This window comes from Staphylococcus sp. Marseille-Q5304 (assembly GCF_943737015.1).
GTDB classification, from domain to species: Bacteria; Bacillota; Bacilli; order Staphylococcales; family Staphylococcaceae; genus Staphylococcus; species Staphylococcus hsinchuensis.
The window spans coordinates 413,167-430,884 of sequence record NZ_CALSFP010000001.1 but is presented as its reverse complement, the minus strand read 5'-3'; the positions used below and the strand labels follow the sequence as shown (position 1 = coordinate 430,884).

Annotated in this window: 33 protein-coding genes; 1 reads left to right on the top strand and 32 read right to left on the bottom strand. The window is 36.1% G+C overall.

Going from position 1 to position 17,718, the window contains the following annotated elements; translation table 11 throughout:
* Positions 1 to 2 precede the first annotated feature (2 nt).
* The 32 genes from NGI30_RS02070 to rpsJ all read right to left on the bottom strand — a co-directional run bounded on the left by NGI30_RS02070 (position 3) and on the right by rpsJ (position 16,973).
* Positions 3 to 809 (bottom strand): energy-coupling factor transporter transmembrane component T family protein, encoded by an 807-nt coding sequence (locus tag NGI30_RS02070; protein WP_251518053.1) that lies wholly within the window; start codon positions 807 to 809, stop codon positions 3 to 5.
* Positions 799 to 1,662, bottom strand: a complete 864-nt coding sequence (locus NGI30_RS02065) for an energy-coupling factor transporter ATPase (protein WP_251518051.1) — start codon at positions 1,660 to 1,662, stop codon at positions 799 to 801. The genes NGI30_RS02070 and NGI30_RS02065 overlap by 11 nt, the downstream gene beginning before the upstream one ends.
* Positions 1,659 to 2,468 (bottom strand): energy-coupling factor transporter ATPase, encoded by an 810-nt coding sequence (locus NGI30_RS02060; RefSeq protein WP_251518049.1) that lies wholly within the window; start codon positions 2,466 to 2,468, stop codon positions 1,659 to 1,661. Before NGI30_RS02060 ends, NGI30_RS02065 begins: the two co-directional genes overlap by 4 nt.
* 599 nt (positions 2,469 to 3,067) lie before the next feature.
* Entirely contained in the window at positions 3,068 to 3,436 is a 369-nt protein-coding gene (rplQ, locus tag NGI30_RS02055; RefSeq protein ID WP_251942576.1) for a 50S ribosomal protein L17, read from the bottom strand.
* Positions 3,437 to 3,454: 18 nt separating this feature from the next.
* Positions 3,455 to 4,399, bottom strand: a complete 945-nt coding sequence (locus NGI30_RS02050; RefSeq protein WP_251942574.1) for a DNA-directed RNA polymerase subunit alpha — start codon at positions 4,397 to 4,399, stop codon at positions 3,455 to 3,457.
* Positions 4,400 to 4,474: 75 nt separating this feature from the next.
* On the bottom strand, positions 4,475 to 4,867 hold the full coding sequence (rpsK, locus tag NGI30_RS02045) for a 30S ribosomal protein S11 (protein WP_251518043.1): 393 nt from the start codon (positions 4,865 to 4,867) through the stop codon (positions 4,475 to 4,477).
* Positions 4,868 to 4,890: 23 nt separating this feature from the next.
* Positions 4,891 to 5,256 carry a 30S ribosomal protein S13 gene (gene rpsM, locus NGI30_RS02040; protein WP_251518041.1) on the bottom strand — a complete coding sequence of 122 codons (366 nt, stop codon included), beginning with the start codon at positions 5,254 to 5,256 and terminating at the stop codon, positions 4,891 to 4,893.
* A 21-nt stretch (positions 5,257 to 5,277) separates the two neighbouring features.
* On the bottom strand, positions 5,278 to 5,391 hold the full coding sequence (gene rpmJ, locus NGI30_RS02035) for a 50S ribosomal protein L36 (protein WP_002471372.1): 114 nt from the start codon (positions 5,389 to 5,391) through the stop codon (positions 5,278 to 5,280).
* Positions 5,392 to 5,421: 30 nt separating this feature from the next.
* Positions 5,422 to 5,640, bottom strand: a complete 219-nt coding sequence (gene infA / locus NGI30_RS02030) for a translation initiation factor IF-1 (RefSeq protein ID WP_001118443.1) — start codon at positions 5,638 to 5,640, stop codon at positions 5,422 to 5,424.
* 174 nt (positions 5,641 to 5,814) lie between these two features.
* A complete protein-coding gene (locus NGI30_RS02025; RefSeq protein ID WP_251518039.1) occupies positions 5,815 to 6,462 on the bottom strand; it encodes an adenylate kinase in 648 nt (215 codons plus the stop codon).
* A 17-nt stretch (positions 6,463 to 6,479) separates the two neighbouring features.
* Positions 6,480 to 7,772 (bottom strand): preprotein translocase subunit SecY, encoded by a 1,293-nt coding sequence (gene secY / locus NGI30_RS02020; RefSeq protein ID WP_251518037.1) that lies wholly within the window; start codon positions 7,770 to 7,772, stop codon positions 6,480 to 6,482.
* Positions 7,772 to 8,212: a 50S ribosomal protein L15 gene (gene rplO, locus NGI30_RS02015; protein ID WP_251518035.1), complete on the bottom strand. Its 441-nt coding sequence runs from the start codon at positions 8,210 to 8,212 to the stop codon at positions 7,772 to 7,774. Before rplO ends, secY begins: the two co-directional genes overlap by 1 nt.
* Positions 8,213 to 8,229: 17 nt before the next feature.
* Positions 8,230 to 8,409: a 50S ribosomal protein L30 gene (gene rpmD, locus NGI30_RS02010; protein WP_002482630.1), complete on the bottom strand. Its 180-nt coding sequence runs from the start codon at positions 8,407 to 8,409 to the stop codon at positions 8,230 to 8,232.
* Between the two features lie 16 nt (positions 8,410 to 8,425).
* Positions 8,426 to 8,923: a 30S ribosomal protein S5 gene (rpsE, locus tag NGI30_RS02005; RefSeq protein WP_251518033.1), complete on the bottom strand. Its 498-nt coding sequence runs from the start codon at positions 8,921 to 8,923 to the stop codon at positions 8,426 to 8,428.
* Positions 8,924 to 8,943: 20 nt separating this feature from the next.
* On the bottom strand, positions 8,944 to 9,306 hold the full coding sequence (rplR, locus tag NGI30_RS02000) for a 50S ribosomal protein L18 (protein ID WP_251518031.1): 363 nt from the start codon (positions 9,304 to 9,306) through the stop codon (positions 8,944 to 8,946).
* Positions 9,307 to 9,337: 31 nt separating this feature from the next.
* Positions 9,338 to 9,874, bottom strand: coding sequence for a 50S ribosomal protein L6 (rplF, locus tag NGI30_RS01995; RefSeq protein ID WP_251518029.1), 537 nt, complete (start codon positions 9,872 to 9,874; stop codon positions 9,338 to 9,340).
* Positions 9,875 to 9,898: 24 nt separating this feature from the next.
* Entirely contained in the window at positions 9,899 to 10,297 is a 399-nt protein-coding gene (gene rpsH / locus NGI30_RS01990; RefSeq protein WP_251518026.1) for a 30S ribosomal protein S8, read from the bottom strand.
* Positions 10,298 to 10,328: 31 nt separating this feature from the next.
* Entirely contained in the window at positions 10,329 to 10,514 is a 186-nt protein-coding gene (locus NGI30_RS01985; protein ID WP_251518024.1) for a type Z 30S ribosomal protein S14, read from the bottom strand.
* Positions 10,515 to 10,535: 21 nt separating this feature from the next.
* Positions 10,536 to 11,075 carry a 50S ribosomal protein L5 gene (gene rplE / locus NGI30_RS01980; protein ID WP_251518022.1) on the bottom strand — a complete coding sequence of 180 codons (540 nt, stop codon included), beginning with the start codon at positions 11,073 to 11,075 and terminating at the stop codon, positions 10,536 to 10,538.
* Positions 11,076 to 11,097: 22 nt separating this feature from the next.
* Positions 11,098 to 11,418 carry a 50S ribosomal protein L24 gene (gene rplX, locus NGI30_RS01975; protein WP_251518020.1) on the bottom strand — a complete coding sequence of 107 codons (321 nt, stop codon included), beginning with the start codon at positions 11,416 to 11,418 and terminating at the stop codon, positions 11,098 to 11,100.
* A gap of 41 nt (positions 11,419 to 11,459) precedes the next feature.
* Complete coding sequence (rplN, locus tag NGI30_RS01970) at positions 11,460 to 11,828, bottom strand: 50S ribosomal protein L14 (protein WP_251518018.1); 369 nt, start codon at positions 11,826 to 11,828, stop codon at positions 11,460 to 11,462.
* A 29-nt stretch (positions 11,829 to 11,857) separates the two neighbouring features.
* Complete coding sequence (gene rpsQ / locus NGI30_RS01965) at positions 11,858 to 12,121, bottom strand: 30S ribosomal protein S17 (RefSeq protein WP_251518016.1); 264 nt, start codon at positions 12,119 to 12,121, stop codon at positions 11,858 to 11,860.
* A gap of 25 nt (positions 12,122 to 12,146) precedes the next feature.
* Complete coding sequence (gene rpmC, locus NGI30_RS01960; protein WP_002482620.1) at positions 12,147 to 12,356, bottom strand: 50S ribosomal protein L29; 210 nt, start codon at positions 12,354 to 12,356, stop codon at positions 12,147 to 12,149.
* Positions 12,346 to 12,780 (bottom strand): 50S ribosomal protein L16, encoded by a 435-nt coding sequence (gene rplP / locus NGI30_RS01955; protein ID WP_251518014.1) that lies wholly within the window; start codon positions 12,778 to 12,780, stop codon positions 12,346 to 12,348. Before rplP ends, rpmC begins: the two co-directional genes overlap by 11 nt.
* A 2-nt stretch (positions 12,781 to 12,782) precedes the next feature.
* Positions 12,783 to 13,436 (bottom strand): 30S ribosomal protein S3, encoded by a 654-nt coding sequence (rpsC, locus tag NGI30_RS01950; RefSeq protein ID WP_251518012.1) that lies wholly within the window; start codon positions 13,434 to 13,436, stop codon positions 12,783 to 12,785.
* A 22-nt stretch (positions 13,437 to 13,458) separates the two neighbouring features.
* Positions 13,459 to 13,818 carry a 50S ribosomal protein L22 gene (rplV, locus tag NGI30_RS01945; protein ID WP_251942572.1) on the bottom strand — a complete coding sequence of 120 codons (360 nt, stop codon included), beginning with the start codon at positions 13,816 to 13,818 and terminating at the stop codon, positions 13,459 to 13,461.
* A gap of 28 nt (positions 13,819 to 13,846) precedes the next feature.
* Positions 13,847 to 14,125: a 30S ribosomal protein S19 gene (rpsS, locus tag NGI30_RS01940; protein WP_251518007.1), complete on the bottom strand. Its 279-nt coding sequence runs from the start codon at positions 14,123 to 14,125 to the stop codon at positions 13,847 to 13,849.
* Positions 14,126 to 14,189: 64 nt separating this feature from the next.
* Entirely contained in the window at positions 14,190 to 15,023 is an 834-nt protein-coding gene (gene rplB / locus NGI30_RS01935; protein WP_251518005.1) for a 50S ribosomal protein L2, read from the bottom strand.
* 29 nt (positions 15,024 to 15,052) lie between these two features.
* Positions 15,053 to 15,328: a 50S ribosomal protein L23 gene (rplW, locus tag NGI30_RS01930; RefSeq protein ID WP_002482614.1), complete on the bottom strand. Its 276-nt coding sequence runs from the start codon at positions 15,326 to 15,328 to the stop codon at positions 15,053 to 15,055.
* Positions 15,328 to 15,951 carry a 50S ribosomal protein L4 gene (gene rplD / locus NGI30_RS01925; RefSeq protein ID WP_251518003.1) on the bottom strand — a complete coding sequence of 208 codons (624 nt, stop codon included), beginning with the start codon at positions 15,949 to 15,951 and terminating at the stop codon, positions 15,328 to 15,330. Before rplD ends, rplW begins: the two co-directional genes overlap by 1 nt.
* A 26-nt stretch (positions 15,952 to 15,977) precedes the next feature.
* The gene (rplC, locus tag NGI30_RS01920) at positions 15,978 to 16,637 is read right to left on the bottom strand and encodes a 50S ribosomal protein L3 (RefSeq protein ID WP_251942570.1); all 660 of its coding nucleotides are present in this window, start codon (positions 16,635 to 16,637) and stop codon (positions 15,978 to 15,980) included.
* Between the two features lie 27 nt (positions 16,638 to 16,664).
* On the bottom strand, positions 16,665 to 16,973 hold the full coding sequence (gene rpsJ / locus NGI30_RS01915; protein ID WP_001118667.1) for a 30S ribosomal protein S10: 309 nt from the start codon (positions 16,971 to 16,973) through the stop codon (positions 16,665 to 16,667).
* Positions 16,974 to 17,319: 346 nt separating this feature from the next.
* On the opposite strand from rpsJ, the gene NGI30_RS01910 reads away from it, so the two are divergent.
* Positions 17,320 to 17,703 (top strand): hypothetical protein, encoded by a 384-nt coding sequence (locus tag NGI30_RS01910; RefSeq protein WP_251517999.1) that lies wholly within the window; start codon positions 17,320 to 17,322, stop codon positions 17,701 to 17,703.
* Positions 17,704 to 17,718: the final 15 nt, after the last annotated feature.

Below are 17,718 nucleotides of genomic sequence, written 5' to 3'. Positions count from 1 at the left end.
TACTACACTCCTAATAACTTTAACCCAATTAAAATACCTGCGATCGGTATTAAAAGTATTATTGAAATTGTATCTTTCATGTGCCAATGTAATTGACGGTAACTTGTTCTTTGGCTATTCGCATCATAACCTCTCACTTCCATAGCAATAGCGAGATCTTCTGCTCGTTGAAACGATGAGATAAATAGTGGAATTAATAATGGGATATAAGCTTTAATACGATTTAAAATACTTCCCGAACTCATTTCTGATCCTCTTGATTTTTGTGCAAAGATGATTTTATCTAATTCATCCATTAAAGTTGGTATAAACCTTAAAGCAATAGACATCATTAAACTTAATTGGTTGACGGGTACTTTAATCCATTTTAAAGGCGTTAACAACTTTTCAAATGCATCCGTTAAATCAATAGGACTCGTCGTTAAGGTTAAAATTGTTGAAATTAATAATATAAAAATTAATCTTAAACCAATAAATATCCCTTCCACAATTCCGTTTGTATCGATAGATATCACACCAAATTCTACAAGACGTGTACCACCTTTTGTCACAAATACATGCATTAAAAAGGTAAATATCATAAAGAACCATATGGGAGTTAAGCCTTTTATTAAAAACCATGGTTTGATATGTGCTGATTTCATAAAAATGAATATCAGTATAAATAACCAGAGATAAGTAGCCACAGAATGTGCTAAAAAGATAAGTATGATAAATATAAAAGTAAAGATAAATTTCGCTCTTGGGTCTAAATTGTGAATAGTAGTATTTAAAGGGATGTAACGACCAATAATTAATTTATCTTTCATGACGTTGCCACTCCTTATACAATTCAACAAATTCTGTTTCTGTTAATGCTAGATCGTTAAAGCTAATTTTGTTTTTCTGTTCAACATCATGTTGTAATTGTACTACATCTGGTAACTCTAAATTATATTGTTGTACAAATGAAACATCTCGAAACAACTTGCGTGGCGAACAACTATCTATGACATTCCCATTCGCCATCACTTTCACTTCATCTACATAACGTGCAACATCATTCATTTCATGTGTTACGAGTATGATTGTCTTTTGGTGTTCTAACTGTAGCTCTTTTATCATTGTCATCACTTGAATTCTACTTTGAGGGTCCAAACCTGCAGTAGGCTCATCTAAAATGATAATATCTGGATCCATTGCTAATATTGAAGTCAATGCTATCTTACGCATTTGACCACCTGACATTTGAAATGGTGATTGCTGCATTATATCTTTATCAAAGCCAAACTCTTCTAATAATGATTTTGCTCTGTCTTTAACTTGCTCCACTGGCATGCCAAAATTTTTAGGCCCAAAAAGAATCTCTTTTTCCACTGTTTCCTCAAATAGCTGTGACTCAGGAAATTGAAAGACCATTCCTATTCTTTTACGAATAGACTTTAAATGTTTATCCTTACTCTTTTTCGTAATCGTTAAATCGTCAATTTGCAAAGCACCTTCAGTGGGTTTTCGTAAACCATTGAAATGTTGTATTAAAGTCGACTTCCCAGAACCAGTTTGACCTATGAGTGCATAGTATCGGCCATTTTCAAATTGCGTTACAACGTCTGCTAAAGCTTGATGTTCAAAGGGTGTGCCTACTTGATAGGTATAACTCACATGATTAAATTTGACTGTCATAAATTCTCCAACAACCTTTCGTAAGTTACAAAGTCGTTTTTATTAAAGAGGAGCTGATTCATACGCATTGAAAATGGTAAATCTAAACCTATTTTCGTCAATTGAGCACCATCTTTAAAAATATATTGTGGTGGTCCTGCATCATAAACTTTACCCTCGTTCATCACAATTAAATGATCAGCTACTAAAGCTTCTGTTAAATCATGCGTAATCGATATAATCGTAACATCTCTGTGTTGTTTCAATTCTCGAATCAAGTTTAATAATTCTTTACGCCCCGAAGGATCCAACATTGAAGTTGCTTCATCCAAAATAATGATATCTGTATTCAATGCAAGAACCCCTGCAATAGCAACACGTTGTTTTTGACCACCCGATAATGATTGTGGTTCATACTTTGCTTTATCCAACATCTCCACATCTTGCAGTACGTCAGGAACAATTTGTTGCATTTTTTCATAACCCACTGCATGATTTTCTAGCCCAAATGCAACATCAAATTCAACCGTAGCCCCTACAAATTGATTCTCAGGATTTTGAAATACAATACCAATCTGCTTTCTTAACTCTTGAACCGAAGATGCGTTAAGTTGCTGACCATTTAAATAAATCGTTCCTGCTACTGGCTCTTCAATACCAATCATTAATTTAGCAATCGTAGACTTTCCAGAACCATTATGACCAACAATAGATGTCCATTGGCCTGTAGGCACATTAAAAGATACATCATCTAGTACTAAAGATGCATCCTCATCGTATTTAAATGAAACATGATTAAACGCTATCGCATGGTTATCCATGACCATTTCAATTGCCTCCAAAATAAATTAATACATCTATTTTATTCTACATGAAACATGCTAAAAATGCACACCCCTCAATCATATTGAACAAATAAAGCAGCACTTATTGCCCTGCAACTTAGTGATACTTACACATGAACTCTGCTCAGGTGTTCCCTAAAAGACTCCCCCTAATCACCAGCGTTTCAATGGCTCAAAGATTCGCATATTCGATTATTCTAATTACATACCTGCTACATGTTTGGCAGTAGATGTCTGAATTGAAATTGCGCTTTAAAAAGCTTGTTTCAATTCTAGTCATCCTTGCCGACGTGGGACTACGAAATCTTTCTAGATTTCTGTCCCACAGTCAACTCCCCCTAATTAGTAAAACTAATAAGGGTTTAGCGGTTCGCATTTGCATTGGCAAATGCATAACTCCCCCTAATTAGCATAGCTAATAAGGGGGAGTAAAAAAAAAGCGCGCACCCCATCAATATTGAGTTCACGCTTTAACAAGTTATTTAGTTTTGATGGGGTACTCTGAGCTAGACAATATTTGTATGTGGCAAATACTATCGTTGCACTCATTTGCTTTATATATAGTAGTACGTGTATTTAAATTAAACTAATTCAATGATTACTGACTCAGCACCATCACCACGACGAGGGCCTGCTTTTAAGATACGAGTGTAACCGCCTTGACGTTCTTCATAACGTTCAGCAATTTCACCAAATAGCTTTTGAAGTACTGTTTGAGTAGTTTCATCTTCATTTAAAATTTCAACTTTACGTAATGTTTCAGCTGCTTGACGACGAGAAGCGATATCGCCTTTTTTACCTAAAGTGATTAATTTTTCTACGATGCTACGTAGTTCTTTTGCACGAGCTTCTGTAGTTTCAATGCGTTCGCTAACGATAAGTGACGTCGCTAAGTCACGTAACATTGCTTTACGTTGATCAGAAGTACGTCCTAATTTTCTGTAACCCATGAGTTAACCTCCTTTATATTAATCTTCTTTTCTTAAACCTAAACCTAAATCTTCAAGTTTATATTTAACTTCTTCTAAAGATTTACGTCCTAAATTACGCACTTTCATCATATCTGCTTCTGATTTATCAGCTAATTCTTGAACAGAGTTAATGCCTGCACGTTTTAAGCAGTTGTATGAACGAACAGATAAATCTAGTTCTTCAATTGACATTTCTAATACTTTTTCTTTTTGATCTTCTTCTTTTTCAATCATGATTTCAGCATTTTGAGCTTCATCAGTTAATCCAACGAAGATATTCAAGTGTTCAGTTAAGATCTTAGCTGCTAAAGATACAGATTCTTGTGGCGTAATCGAACCATCTGTCCAGACATCTAAAGTCAATTTATCAAAATCACTACTTTGACCTACACGTGTATTTTCAACTGTATAGTTTACACGTTCAACAGGTGAATAAAGTGAATCCACTGGAATTACACCAATTGGTAAATCACTAGTGTTATTTTCTTCTGCTAATGCGTAACCTCTACCCTTATTAGCAACAAGACGGATTTTTAAATGTCCACCTTTAGAAACTGTTGCGATTTTAATATCAGGATTTAAAATCTCTACATCACTATCATGAGTAATGTCACTTGCAGTAACTTCGCCCTCATCTTTAACATCAATTTCTAAAGTTTTGTCTTCTTCAGAATAGATTTTTAATGTAAGTTTTTTAATGTTCATAATAATTGTTGAAACATCTTCGACTACATTATCTATTGCTGAGAATTCGTGTAACACACCTTCGATTTCAATGTACTTGACGGCTGCACCTGGTAATGAAGATAGTAGGATACGACGTAAGGAGTTTCCTAGTGTAGTACCGTAGCCACGCTCTAGTGGTTCAACAACGAACTTACCGAATTTAGCATCTTCACTAATTTCAATTGTTTCAATTCTAGGTTTTTCTATTTCAATCATTTACAAAAATCCTCCTTGAATACGTCGACTTGATATATACTGTATTTCTCAGTGACCTGTGACTAAACAATAAAATTATACGCGACGACGTTTTGGTGGACGACAACCATTATGTGGTACTGGAGTAACGTCACGGATTGCAGTTACTTCTAAACCAGCTGATTGTAATGCACGGATAGCTGATTCACGACCTGGACCAGGTCCTTTTACAGTAACTTCAACAGTTTTTAAACCATGTTCCATAGCTGTCTTAGATGCAGTTTCTGATGCCATTTGAGCAGCAAATGGTGTTGATTTTTTAGAACCTTTGAATCCAAGTGCACCTGCTGATGACCATGATAATGCGTTACCAAACTCATCAGTGATAGTTACGATTGTATTGTTGAATGTTGAGCGGATGTGTGCAACACCATTCTCAATATTCTTTTTCACTTTACGTTTACGAGATACTTGTTGTTTACGTGCCATTTATATTTTGCCTCCTTTACCTATTATTTTTTCTTATTAGCTACAGTTTTAACTGGGCCTTTTCTTGTACGAGCATTGTTTTTAGTCTTTTGTCCGCGTACTGGTAAGCCACGACGGTGACGAATACCACGGTAAGATGAGATTTCCATTAAACGTTTAATGTTTAAGTTTTGCTCACGGCGTAAGTCACCTTCAACTTTATAGCCGTCTACTACTTCACGGATACGACCTAATTCGTCATCTGTTAGATCTTTAACTCGTGTAGCTGGTGAAACATTTGCTTCTTCAGCAATTTTGTTTGCTGTTGTTGTACCGATACCGTATACATATGTTAATGAAATAACGATACGTTTTTCACGTGGAATATCCACTCCTGCAATACGTGCCATAATTATTTACACCTCTCTTTATTATCCTTGTTTTTGTTTGTGCTTAGGATTGCTACAAATTACCATTACTTTACCTTTACGTTTAATGACTTTGCATTTTTCGCAAATTGGTTTTACTGATGGTCTTACTTTCATTTTTATACCTCCCTATATTATGGAGTGACTTTATTTATAACGATAAGTAATTCTTCCGCGTGTTAAATCGTACGGAGACATTTCTACTGTTACTTTGTCGCCAGGTAGAATACGGATATAATTCATTCTGATTTTACCACTTACATGTGCTAAAATCTCATGACCATTTTCCAATTCTACTTTAAACATTGCATTCGGTAAAGTATCTAATACAGTACCTTCTAATTCAATTACATCTTGTTTTGCCATTTACTAATTTCCCCCTTATACATATAGTTGGTTATCGTTACCTATCAACTCAAACCATACGAGTCTATTAGTGCGTTTATAAAAGTCTAACAAAATTAAAATGAATTACTCAATCGCATTATCACTCTTATTCAATTATACCTTTGGCTTAACTACAGACCGTAATAGTTGATCCTATAAGTTTTCTAAAATATTGATTACATCTTTTGTAACTTCGTCAATATCTCTTGAACCATCAATGTTACGCAATACACCTTTATCTTGATAATAAGTGATAATAGGTTTAGATTGTTTAACATTGACTTCTAAACGATTTGCAACTGTTTCTGGGTTGTCATCTTCACGTTGATACAATTTCCCTCCGTCAAGATCACATACACCTTCAACCTTTGGAGGATTAAATACAAGATGATAAGTTGTTCCGCACTTCTCGCAAATTCTACGACCAGTAAGGCGGTTCATTAATTCTTCTTCTGGCACCTCAATGTTTATAACTGCATCAATTTCTCTATCAAGTTCTTGCATAATACTATTTAATGCTTCAGCTTGATCGATAGTACGAGGAAAACCGTCTAATAAGAACCCTTTCTTCGCATCGTCTTCAGAAATTCTTTCTTTAACGATACCCACAGTAACTTCATCAGGAACAAGTTCACCACGATCCATATATGATTCAGCTTTTTTACCTAAATCAGTTTTATCTTTAATCGCTTTTCTGAACATGTCACCAGTAGATATGTGTGGAATTGGGAATTTCTTAACAATTTCACTCGCTTGAGTTCCTTTACCTGCACCAGGTAAACCCATTAAAATGATATTCATAAGTGCCCTCCTACAATTTATCTACCACCAAAGCCTCTATAATCTTTTTGACTTACTTGAGCTTCTAGACTCTTCATAGTTTCAATTGCAACACCTATAACGATAAGTAAACTTGTACCACCAACCTGAATGGATTGTGGTAAGTTCATAAACTTCGTAGCAAGAATAGGTAAAATTGCAATCACTGCTAAGAATAAAGAACCTACAAACGTCAAACGATAGAGTACTCTAGTAATATATTTTTTAGTTTGCTCACCAGGTCTAATACCGGGAACATAGCTTCCTTGTTTCTTAAGGTTATCTGCCATTTTTTCAGGATTAACTTGCACAAACGCATAGAAGTACGCAAATGCAATAATTAATATAACATATACAACCATTCCGATATTATGTGATGGATTGGCTACGTCTGAAATCTTTTGTGCCCATTCTGCTTTGGGGAAGAATAAAGTTAATGTTCTTGGTAACAAGAAAAACGCCATTGAAAAGATAACTGGGATAACCCCTGCAGAGTTAACTTTTAAAGGTAAATACGTTGCTTGTGAACCTAATCGTTGTGTTGATTGTTTCTTAGCGTATTGAATTGGTATTTTACGAATAGCTTGTAATACGTAAATTGCACCTACTGTTAATAAAATCATACCCACAACTAAACCAATTACTTTCAACCAAGCCATTGAGACATCATCTTGTCCGACAAATGCTTGTTGATAAAATTGACCTAAAGATGATGGTAATGATGACAGTATACCTGCAAAGATAATGATCGAAATACCATTACCTACACCAAATTGAGTGATTTGTTCACCCAACCAAATTAAGAATGCCGTACCAGCTGTTAACACGACAGCAATCAATAAATAACTTAATATCGAATTATCTATTAGCAATTGGCCTTTTAGATAATTGTTAAATTGGAACGCCATTCCGATTGATTGTATAAATGCAAGAGCAATTGCAAAATAACGTGTAAAGTTATTCAGCTTTCTTCTTCCTGCATCACCCTGTTTTGCCCACTCTGTAAACTTCGGAACAATATCCATTTGTAATAACTGCATTACAATCGATGCAGTAATATAAGGCATTATCCCCATAGCAAAGATAGAAAAGTTCTTCAAGGCTCCACCACCGAATGTGTTTAACAAATCAGTGACACCTTGAGAACCTTGATGATTTTCAAAGGCATTTGGGTTAACCCCGGGTGCGGGAATAAAAGTACCTATTTTAAATATAACTAACATTGCGAGTGTAAAAAAGATCTTGTTACGGACTTCTTTTGTTTTAAAGAACTCCACAAGCGTTTTAAACATTAGATCACCTCGTGTGCTCCACCTTTTGCATCAATAGCATCTGCTGCAGAAGCAGAGAATTTATGAGCTTTAACTGTTAGTTTCTTATCAAGCGTACCATTACCTAATATTTTAATACCAGATTTTTCACTTTTAACTACACCAGATTCTACTAATAAGGCTGGAGTTACTTCTGTACCATCCTCAAACTTGTTAAGTTGGTCTAAGTTAACAATAGCATATTCCTTACGGTTAATGTTAGTAAAACCTCGTTTTGGTAAGCGACGGAATAATGGTAATTGACCACCTTCGAATCCTGGTCTTACTTTACCACCTGAACGCGCTTTTTGTCCTTTTTGACCGCGACCACTTGTTTTTCCGTTACCTGTAGCTGCACCACGACCTACGCGGTTACGTTCTCTACGTGAACCTTCAGCTGGTTTTAACTCATGTAATTTCATTTCGGCACCTCCTCAAATTATTTTTCTTCTACTGTCACTAAGTGACTTACTTTGTTGATTTGCCCACGAATAGCTGGGTTATCTTCAACAACTACTGAAGAATTAGTTTTTTTCAAACCTAAAGCTTCAACAGTTTTACGTTGTGTTTCTGGACGACCTATAACACTACGAGTGAGGGTAATTTGTAATTTAGCCATAATTTATTTTCCCTCCTTAATTGTATAATTCTTCTACTGATTTGCCACGTAATTTCGCAACATCTTCAGCGTTTTTAAGGTTTTGTAAACCATTGATTGTCGCACGAACCATGTTAATTGGAGTGTTTGAACCTAATGATTTACTTAAGATATCAGTAATACCTGCTAATTCTAATACCGCACGAACTGGACCACCTGCGATAACACCAGTACCTGGTGCAGCTGGTTTCATAAGTACGCTACCTGAACTATAACGACCAGTGATGATGTGAGGAGTAGTTCCTTCAACACGTGGTACGTGAACTAAATCTTTTTTAGCTGATTCTACAGCTTTTTTGATAGCTTCTGGAACCTCTTGTGCTTTACCTGTTCCGAATCCAACGCGTCCGTTTTTATCACCAACAACTACTAGAGCTGTGAAACGGAAACTACGTCCACCTTTTACAACTTTTGCAACACGGTTAATTGTAACAACGCGTTCTTCAAACTCTTTAGCTTCTTCTCTACGAGCCATGTAAATGTCCCTCCTTTAAATTAAAATTCTAATCCATTTTCACGAGCTGCTTCGGCTAAAGCTTTCACACGGCCATGGTATAAGTAACCTCCACGGTCGAATACGATTGTTTTAACGCCTTTTTCGCTTGCTCTTTTGGCTACTGTTTCTCCGACTTTAGCTGATAATTCAACTTTTGAACCAGATTCGTTTGCAAATGCATCTTCTTGAGTTGATGCTTGCGCTAACGTTTCACCGTTCACATCATCGATAACTTGTGCATAGATATGCTTGTTTGAACGATAAATGTTTAAACGTGGTTTTTCAGCTGTACCAGATAATTTAGTACGAACACGAGCATGTCTTTTTAAACGTACTTTATTTTTATCAATTTTGCTGATCATTTTACTACTCCTTTCTTCTGAAAGTTATTTATTATTTACCAGTTTTACCTTCTTTACGGCGAACATATTCACCTTGGTAACGAATTCCTTTACCTTTATAAGGTTCTGGAGGTCTTACTGCACGGATGTTTGAAGCCATTGCTCCAACTTGTTCCTTAGAAATACCTTCTACAGTAACTTTAGTATTTTTCTCAACAGAAAAGTTAATACCTTCGTCAGCTTTGAATTCAACTGGGTGTGAATAACCAACGTTTAGTACTAAGTCTTTACCTTGCATTTGCGCACGGTAACCAACACCTACTAGTTCAAGTGTTTTTTGGTAACCTTGAGAAACACCTAAAATCATATTATTGATTAAAGCACGAGTTGTACCATGTACTGTTCTATCATCTTTAGAATCAGTTGGTCTTACAACTTCTAATGTACTTTCTTCTTGTTTATATGTCATTCTTTCACTTAAAGTTTTTGATAGTTCACCTTTAGGACCTTTAACAGTTACAGTATTGCCTTCAATACTTACTGTTACGTCACTTGGAATGTCAATAATTTTTTTACCAACACGACTCATGTTATCGCACCTCCTTATTTATTATTACCAAATGTATGCTAAGATTTCTCCACCGATGTTACGTTTTCTAGCTTCTTTGTCAGTGATAACACCTTCAGAAGTTGAAACTAATGCAATACCTAAACCGTTAAGTACTTTAGGTACTTCGTTAGCTTTTGCATAAACACGTAAACCTGGTTTAGAAATACGTTTTAAACCTGTGATAACACGTTCGTTGTTTTGACCATATTTAAGGAATAAACGGATAACTCCTTGTTTATCGTCTTCAACGTATTCTACATTTTTGATGAAACCTTCACTCTTTAATATTTCAGCAATTTCTTTTTTGATATTTGATGCAGGTAATTCTAATTTATCGTGACGCACCATGTTTGCGTTTCTTACACGAGTTAGCATATCTGCAATTGGATCGTTGATTGTCATTGATTGTTGCCTCCTTTCAGACTTTTATATATTACCAGCTAGCTTTACGAACGCCAGGGATTTGGCCTTTATAAGCTAATTCACGGAAACAAATACGGCATAATTTAAATTTACGATATACAGAATGTGGACGACCACAACGTTCACAGCGTGTATACTCACGTACTTGGTACTTTTGTTTTTTCTGTTGCTTAGCAACCATTGAACTTTTAGCCACTTAATTAGCCTCCTTTAGAGATTATTTTTGAAATGGCATACCGAATTGTGTTAACAATTCACGAGCTTCCTCGTCAGTGTTAGCAGTCGTTACGATAACGATATCCATTCCTCTTACTTTACTTACTCGATCGTAGTCAATTTCTGGGAAAATTAATTGTTCTTTAATACCTAAAGTATAGTTACCTCTACCGTCGAATGCAGTTTTAGAAACACCACGGAAGTCACGTACACGTGGTAGTGAAACTGAGATTAGTTTGTCTAAGAAGTCATACATTCTTTCTCCACGTAAAGTTGTTTTTGCACCGATTGGCATACCTTCACGTAAACGGAATGTTGCTACTGATTTTTTCGCTTTAGTGATTAATGGTTTTTGACCAGTGATTGCTTGTAATTCTTCTACAGCGTCGTCTAACACTTTAGAATTTTGAACAGCGTCACCAACACCCATATTCACAACAATTTTTTCAATTTTTGGTACTTCCATTACTGAACTGTAGTTAAACTTTTTAACTAAGTTTTGAGTAACTTCAGAGCTATATCTTTCTTTTAAACGGTTCAAAGTGGATCCTCCTTTCAATTAATTATTCATTATTAGATTTGATTTCTTCGCCTGATTTTTTAGCGATACGAACTTTTTTACCATCTTCGATTTTGTATCCAACACGTGTTGGTTCGTTTGTTTTTGGATCTAATAATTGTACGTTAGAAACATGGATTGCTGCCTCTGTTTCTAAGATTCCACCTTCAGGATTAAATTGAGTTGGTTTTTTGTGTTTTTTGATTACGTTAACACCTTCCACAACGACACGGTCTTGTTTAGGTAATGTTTGAACAACTTTACCTTCCTTACCTTTGTCTTTACCTGCGATAACTTTTACATTGTCACCTTTTTTGATATGCATGTGTGGCACCTCCTTAAGTCTTTATATTATAAATGATTTGATTATAGTACTTCTGGAGCTAGTGATACAATCTTCATGAAATTACCTTCACGTAATTCACGAGCTACAGGTCCAAAAATACGAGTACCACGTGGTCCTTTGTCGTCACGAATAATGACACATGCATTTTCATCAAATTTAATATATGAACCATCTTTACGACGTACACCAGATTTAGTACGTACGACAACAGCTTTTACTACTTCACCTTTTTTGACAACGCCACCTGGTGTAGCATTTTTAACAGTAACTACGATAACGTCACCGATATTCGCTGTTTTACGACCAGATCCACCTAATACTTTGACAGTAAGAACTTCACGAGCACCAGAGTTATCTGCTACTTTTAAACGTGTTTCTTGTTGGATCATGAGTTAAACCTCCTTTATCTTCACATTAATTAAATAATAACTGATTCTTCAACAATTTCTACTAAACGGAATCGTTTCGTTGCTGATAAAGGACGTGTTTCTTGAATTTTAACAATGTCCCCTAATTTAGCTGAGTTGTTTTCATCATGTGTTTTGTATTTTTTAGAGTATTTTACTCGTTTACCATATAGTTTGTGTGTTTTGTATGTTTCAACAAGTACAGTTACAGTTTTATCCATTTTATCGGAAACGACTCTACCTACATAAACTTTACGATCATTTCTTTCGTTCACTTTTGTAACCTCCTCTTCCAATTAATTATTGATTAGCTTTTCCTTGTTCAATTTCTCTTTCACGAGCAACAGTTTTAAGACGAGCAATCGTTTTTCTTACTGTGCGAATTCGTGCAGTCTCCTCTAATTGACCTGTAGCTAACTGAAAGCGTAGGTTAAAAAGTTCTTCTTTTGAAGATTTGATTTGTTCTTCGATTTCTGAAGTGGTTAAGTCTCTAATTTCCTTAGCTTTCATTTGTTTCACCACCCAATTCTTCACGTTTTACAAACTTAGTTTTAACTGGAAGTTTGTGACTTGCTAAACGTAATGCTTCGCGTGCTACTTCTTCGTTAACACCCGCAACTTCGAATAAAATTCTACCTGGTTTTGCAACTGCGATCCAGCCTTCTACTGAACCTTTACCAGCACCCATACGTACTTCTAAAGGTTTTTTAGTGTATGGTTTGTGTGGGAAGATTTTAATCCAAACTTTCCCGCCACGTTTCATGTAACGTGTCATTGCAATACGAGCAGATTCGATTTGACGAGAAGTGATCCAAGACGTTGTTGTTGCTTGAAGACCATACTCACCAAATGTTACATAGTTACCGCCTTTTGAACGACCAGTTGTCTTTGGACGATGTTGACGACGGTATTTTACACGTTTTGGTAGTAACATTATTATTTTCCTCCTTCACTAGTGTTCATAGTAGGAAGAACTTCTCCACGATAGATCCATACTTTAATACCTAATTTACCGTAAGTAGTATCTGCTTCAGCGTGTGCATAACCAATGTCAGCACGTAAAGTATGAAGTGGAACAGTTCCTTCTGAATAACGTTCAGCACGAGCGATGTCAGCTCCGCCTAAACGACCTGAAACTTGTGTTTTAACACCTTTTGCACCAAGTTTCATAGCTCTTGAGATAGCTTGTTTTTGTACACGACGGAATGAAGCACGGTTTTCTAATTGACGTGCGATGTTTTCCGCTACTAATTTAGCGTCTAAATCAACTTTTTTAATTTCTACTACGTTGATGTGTACTTTTTTGTTAGTTAATGAATTTAATTTGTTACGTAATTTTTCAATTTCTGAACCGCCTTTACCGATAACCATTCCTGGTTTACCAGTGTGAATAGCAATGTTGATGCGGTTAGCAGCACGTTCGATATCAACGTGAGAAACTGATGCTTCTTTTAATGCGTTATCAATAAATTTACGGATTCTTAAATCTTCGTGTAATTGTGAAGCGAAATCTTTTTCTGCATACCATTTAGCTTCCCAATCACGGATAACTCCGACACGAAGTCCGATTGGATTAATTTTTTGACCCACAGTATTCCCTCCTTAAAGTTTATTAAGCTTCTTTAGCTTCTTCTTTATCTTTACCGTCACTTACGACGATTGTAATGTGGCTTGTACGTTTGTTAATCGCACTTGCACGACCTTGTGCACGTGGACGGAAACGTTTTAATGTTGGTCCTTCGTTAGCATATGCTTCTTTAACTACTAATTGGTCAGGGTTCATATCGTAGTTATGCTCTGCATTTGCTAAAGCGGACATTAATAATTTTTCAACGACTGGTGATGAAGCTTTGTTTTTTAATTTTAAAATCGCTAGAGCTTCACCAGCACTTTTACCTCTAATTAGATCTAATACTAATCTAACTTTACGAGGTGCGATTCTGATTGTTTTAGCAACCGCTTTTGCTTCCATTCGTATTTCCTCCTCTACTTGTTAGAAATTATCTTCTAGTTTTTTTATCGTCAACTACGTGACCTTTGAATGTACGTGTTGGTACGAATTCACCTAATTTATGACCAACCATATCTTCAGTAATGAATACTGGTACGTGTTTGCGACCATCATATACTGCAAATGTATGTCCGATGAAATCTGGGAATACAGTTGAACGGCGTGACCATGTTTTAATCACTTGTTTTTTCTCGCTTCCGCTTTGAGCTTCAACTTTTTTCATAAGATGATCATCGACGAAAGGTCCTTTTTTAATACTACGAGCCATAGTGGCGCCTCCCTTCTTATTGTGTGCGTGCAGCAATTAAGCCGCACACTCAAATAAGTTATTTTTATTTTCTCTTACGTCTACGAACGATAAGTTTGTCTGAAGATTTTTTACCACGACGAGTTTTCTTACCAAGCGTAGGTTTACCCCATGGTGACATTGGAGATGGTAATCCGATTGGCGCACGGCCTTCACCACCACCGTGTGGGTGATCGTTAGGGTTCATTACAGAACCACGAACTGTTGGACGAACACCTTTCCATCTTGAGCGTCCTGCTTTACCAACGTTAACTAGTTCGTGTTGGATGTTACCAACTTGTCCGATTGTTGCACGGCAAGTAGAAAGAATCATACGTACTTCGCCAGATCTTAATCTGATTAATACATATTTACCTTCTTTACCAAGTACTTGTGCACTTGCACCTGCTGAACGTGCGATTTGTCCACCTTTACCAGGTTTTAATTCGATGTTGTGTACTACTGTACCAACTGGGATGAATTGTAACGGTAATGCGTTACCTAATTTGATATCTGCTTCTTCACCACTTTCAAGTACTTGACCTACTTTTAGGTTTTTAGGAGCGATGATGTAGCGTTTTTCACCGTCTGCATATACTAATAATGCGATGTTTGCTGAACGGTTTGGATCGTATTGAATTGAATCAACTTTAGCTGGAATGCCATCTTTATTTCTTTTGAAATCAATAACACGGTATTGACGTTTATGACCGCCACCATGATGGCGAACTGTCAATTTACCTTGGTTATTTCGTCCCGCTCTTTTCGGTAGCGGTTGTAATAATGACTTTTCAGGTGTAGTTTTCGTAATTTCTGCGAAATCTAACGTAGTCATATTACGACGACCATTCGTAATTGGCTTATATTTTTTTAGAGCCATTGTCGTTTACCTCCTTATTGGTATAATTTTTAGTTAAATAGATCGATTGATCCTTCTTTTAATTTCACAATTGCGACACGTCTTTTATTTGTATAGCCTTGATAACGGCCCATGCGCTTTTTCTTTGGTTTGTAGTTAATGATGTTTACATTGTCTACTTTCACGTCGAAAATTTCTTCAACTGCGATTTTAACTTGTGTTTTGTTCGCACGAGTATCAACGTCAAATGTATATTTATCTTCTGCCATTGCAGCTGAAGATTTTTCAGTGATTACGGGGCGCTTAAGAACATCTCTTGCTTCCATTATCCGAGCACCTCCTCAACTTTTTTAGCAGCTGATTCAGTAATTAATACACTGTCAGCGCTAGTGATATCTAATACATTTAAACCTTGAGCTGTAGTAACTTGTAAGCCAGGGATATTACGTGCTGATAATTCAACGTTCATATCTTCTGATTCAGTAACTACTAATACTTTTTCAGGTTGTTTTAAGTTTGTAAGAATGTTTTTGAACTCTTTTGTTTTTGGAGCTTCTAAACTTAAAGCATCAACGATTGTTAAGCTTTCGTTTTGTACTTTGTAAGATAATGCTGAGCGCAATGCTAAGCGACGCATTTTCTTAGGCATTTTGTATGCATAACTTCTTGGTGTTGGTCCGAATACGACACCACCACCACGCCATTGTGGAGCACGGATTGTACCTTGACGCGCACGTCCTGTACCTTTTTGTCTCCATGGTTTACGTCCACCACCACTTACTGCTGAACGATTTTTAACAGCATGTGTACCTTGGCGTAATGAAGCACGTTGTAATGTGATTGCTTCAAATAAAACATCTTTATTTGGTTCGATAGCAAATACTGCATCGTTTAATTCAACTGAACTTGATTTAGTTCCGTCCACTTTTAATACATCATAATTAGCCATTATGCATTTCCTCCTTTCGTTATATATTATTTAGTTCCTTTAATTGAAGATATAATTTCTACTAATCCTTTTTTAGGACCAGGTACATTACCTTTTACTAAAATAACTTTGTTGTCTGTGTCGATTTGAACTACTTCTAAGTTCTGAACTGTAACTGTGTTACCGCCCATACGACCAGGCATTTTTTGTCCTTTGAATACTTTAGACGCATCTGACGCCATACCTACTGAACCTGGTGATCTGTGGAAATGAGAACCGTGTCCCATTGGTCCGCGTGCTTGATTATGACGCTTGATAGCACCTTGGAAACCTTTACCTTTAGATACGCCAGTTACATCAATTACGTCGCCAGCTTCAAATGTATCAACTGAGACTTCTTGACCTACTTCGTATTCATCAACGTTAACGTTTCTGAATTCACGAATGAAGCGCTTAGGTGCTGTGCCTGCTTTCTTAGCATGACCTTCAGCTGGTTTGTTTGCATATTTATTAGATTTACTATCTTTTTTATATGCTTGTTTGTCTTCAAAACCTACTTGGATTGCATTATAACCATCAACCTCTTCAGTTTTCTTTTGTAATACTACGTTTTGACTTGCTTCTACTACTGTTACTGGAATTAAATCACCGTTTTCACCGAAAACTTGTATCATTCCAATTTTTCTTCCTAAGATTCCTTTGGTCATCGAAAGTCCACCTCCTGTAATTTGTTATTATAATTTGATTTCGATGTCTACACCTGATGGTAAGTTTAAGCCCATAAGAGCATCAACAGTTTTTGGTGTAGGGTTTACAATGTCGATTAAACGTTTATGTGTACGTTGTTCGAATTGTTCACGTGAATCTTTGTACTTATGCACCGCACGGATGATTGTATAAACTGATTTTTCAGTTGGTAGCGGAATTGGTCCAGAAACATCTGCACCAGAACGTTTCGCTGTTTCAACGATTTTTTCAGCTGATTGATCAATCACTCTGTGATCATAAGCTTTTAATCTGATTCTGATTTTTTGTTTTGCCATAATTTTCCCTCCTTATTCGTCTACATTTAGTGATAGACTTCTCCACGAAAACTATCTCACACAGCGCCATGGCAAAGCGGCCGGGTGTGTCAGTAACCTTTCGCTTCATCGCATTTACTAAAGTCCAACATTTATATATAATACATGAAAAACTGTGCGTTATCAAGCTTTTCTCCAAATTTGTTCAAGCTTTTTTCTAACACATACCTTGTTATTCTACTTGAAATTACGATACACTTCAACCACTTTAAGGAATTTTTCTAGTATTTATGAAATAACTTTCCTAGTTTTTACCATTTATATGCTTTAAAATGAAAATAAGCAACAAAACAGGTGGTGATTTTATATGACGAGAGGCAGTCGTGCATTTCTTGTTATTATAAGTTTGATACTCATCATAAGTGAGTGTATATATGGCGTTCCGTTTTTAGGTGGAAGCTTTATCCTTAGTACAGGTTGGCAACCTCTATTAATCAACGCTTTCCTTTATTTAGTCATGGCCGTATATTTACTTATCGACCGACAAAATACAATTCGCCCTATGGTTATCATTCTTTTTATAGGTATTATCGGTTCATTTTTGGCTATCGTTCCATTTTTAGGAATGATCATTCATTGGGTTTTATTCTTTTTAATGTTATTTTTTATGCTTGTTTTACTTTCTGCGCCCCTATACGTTCCAAATAAGCATGCAAAAGTAATTTATACTGAACACAGAAGACGCAAATAACTAAGATAATTAAAT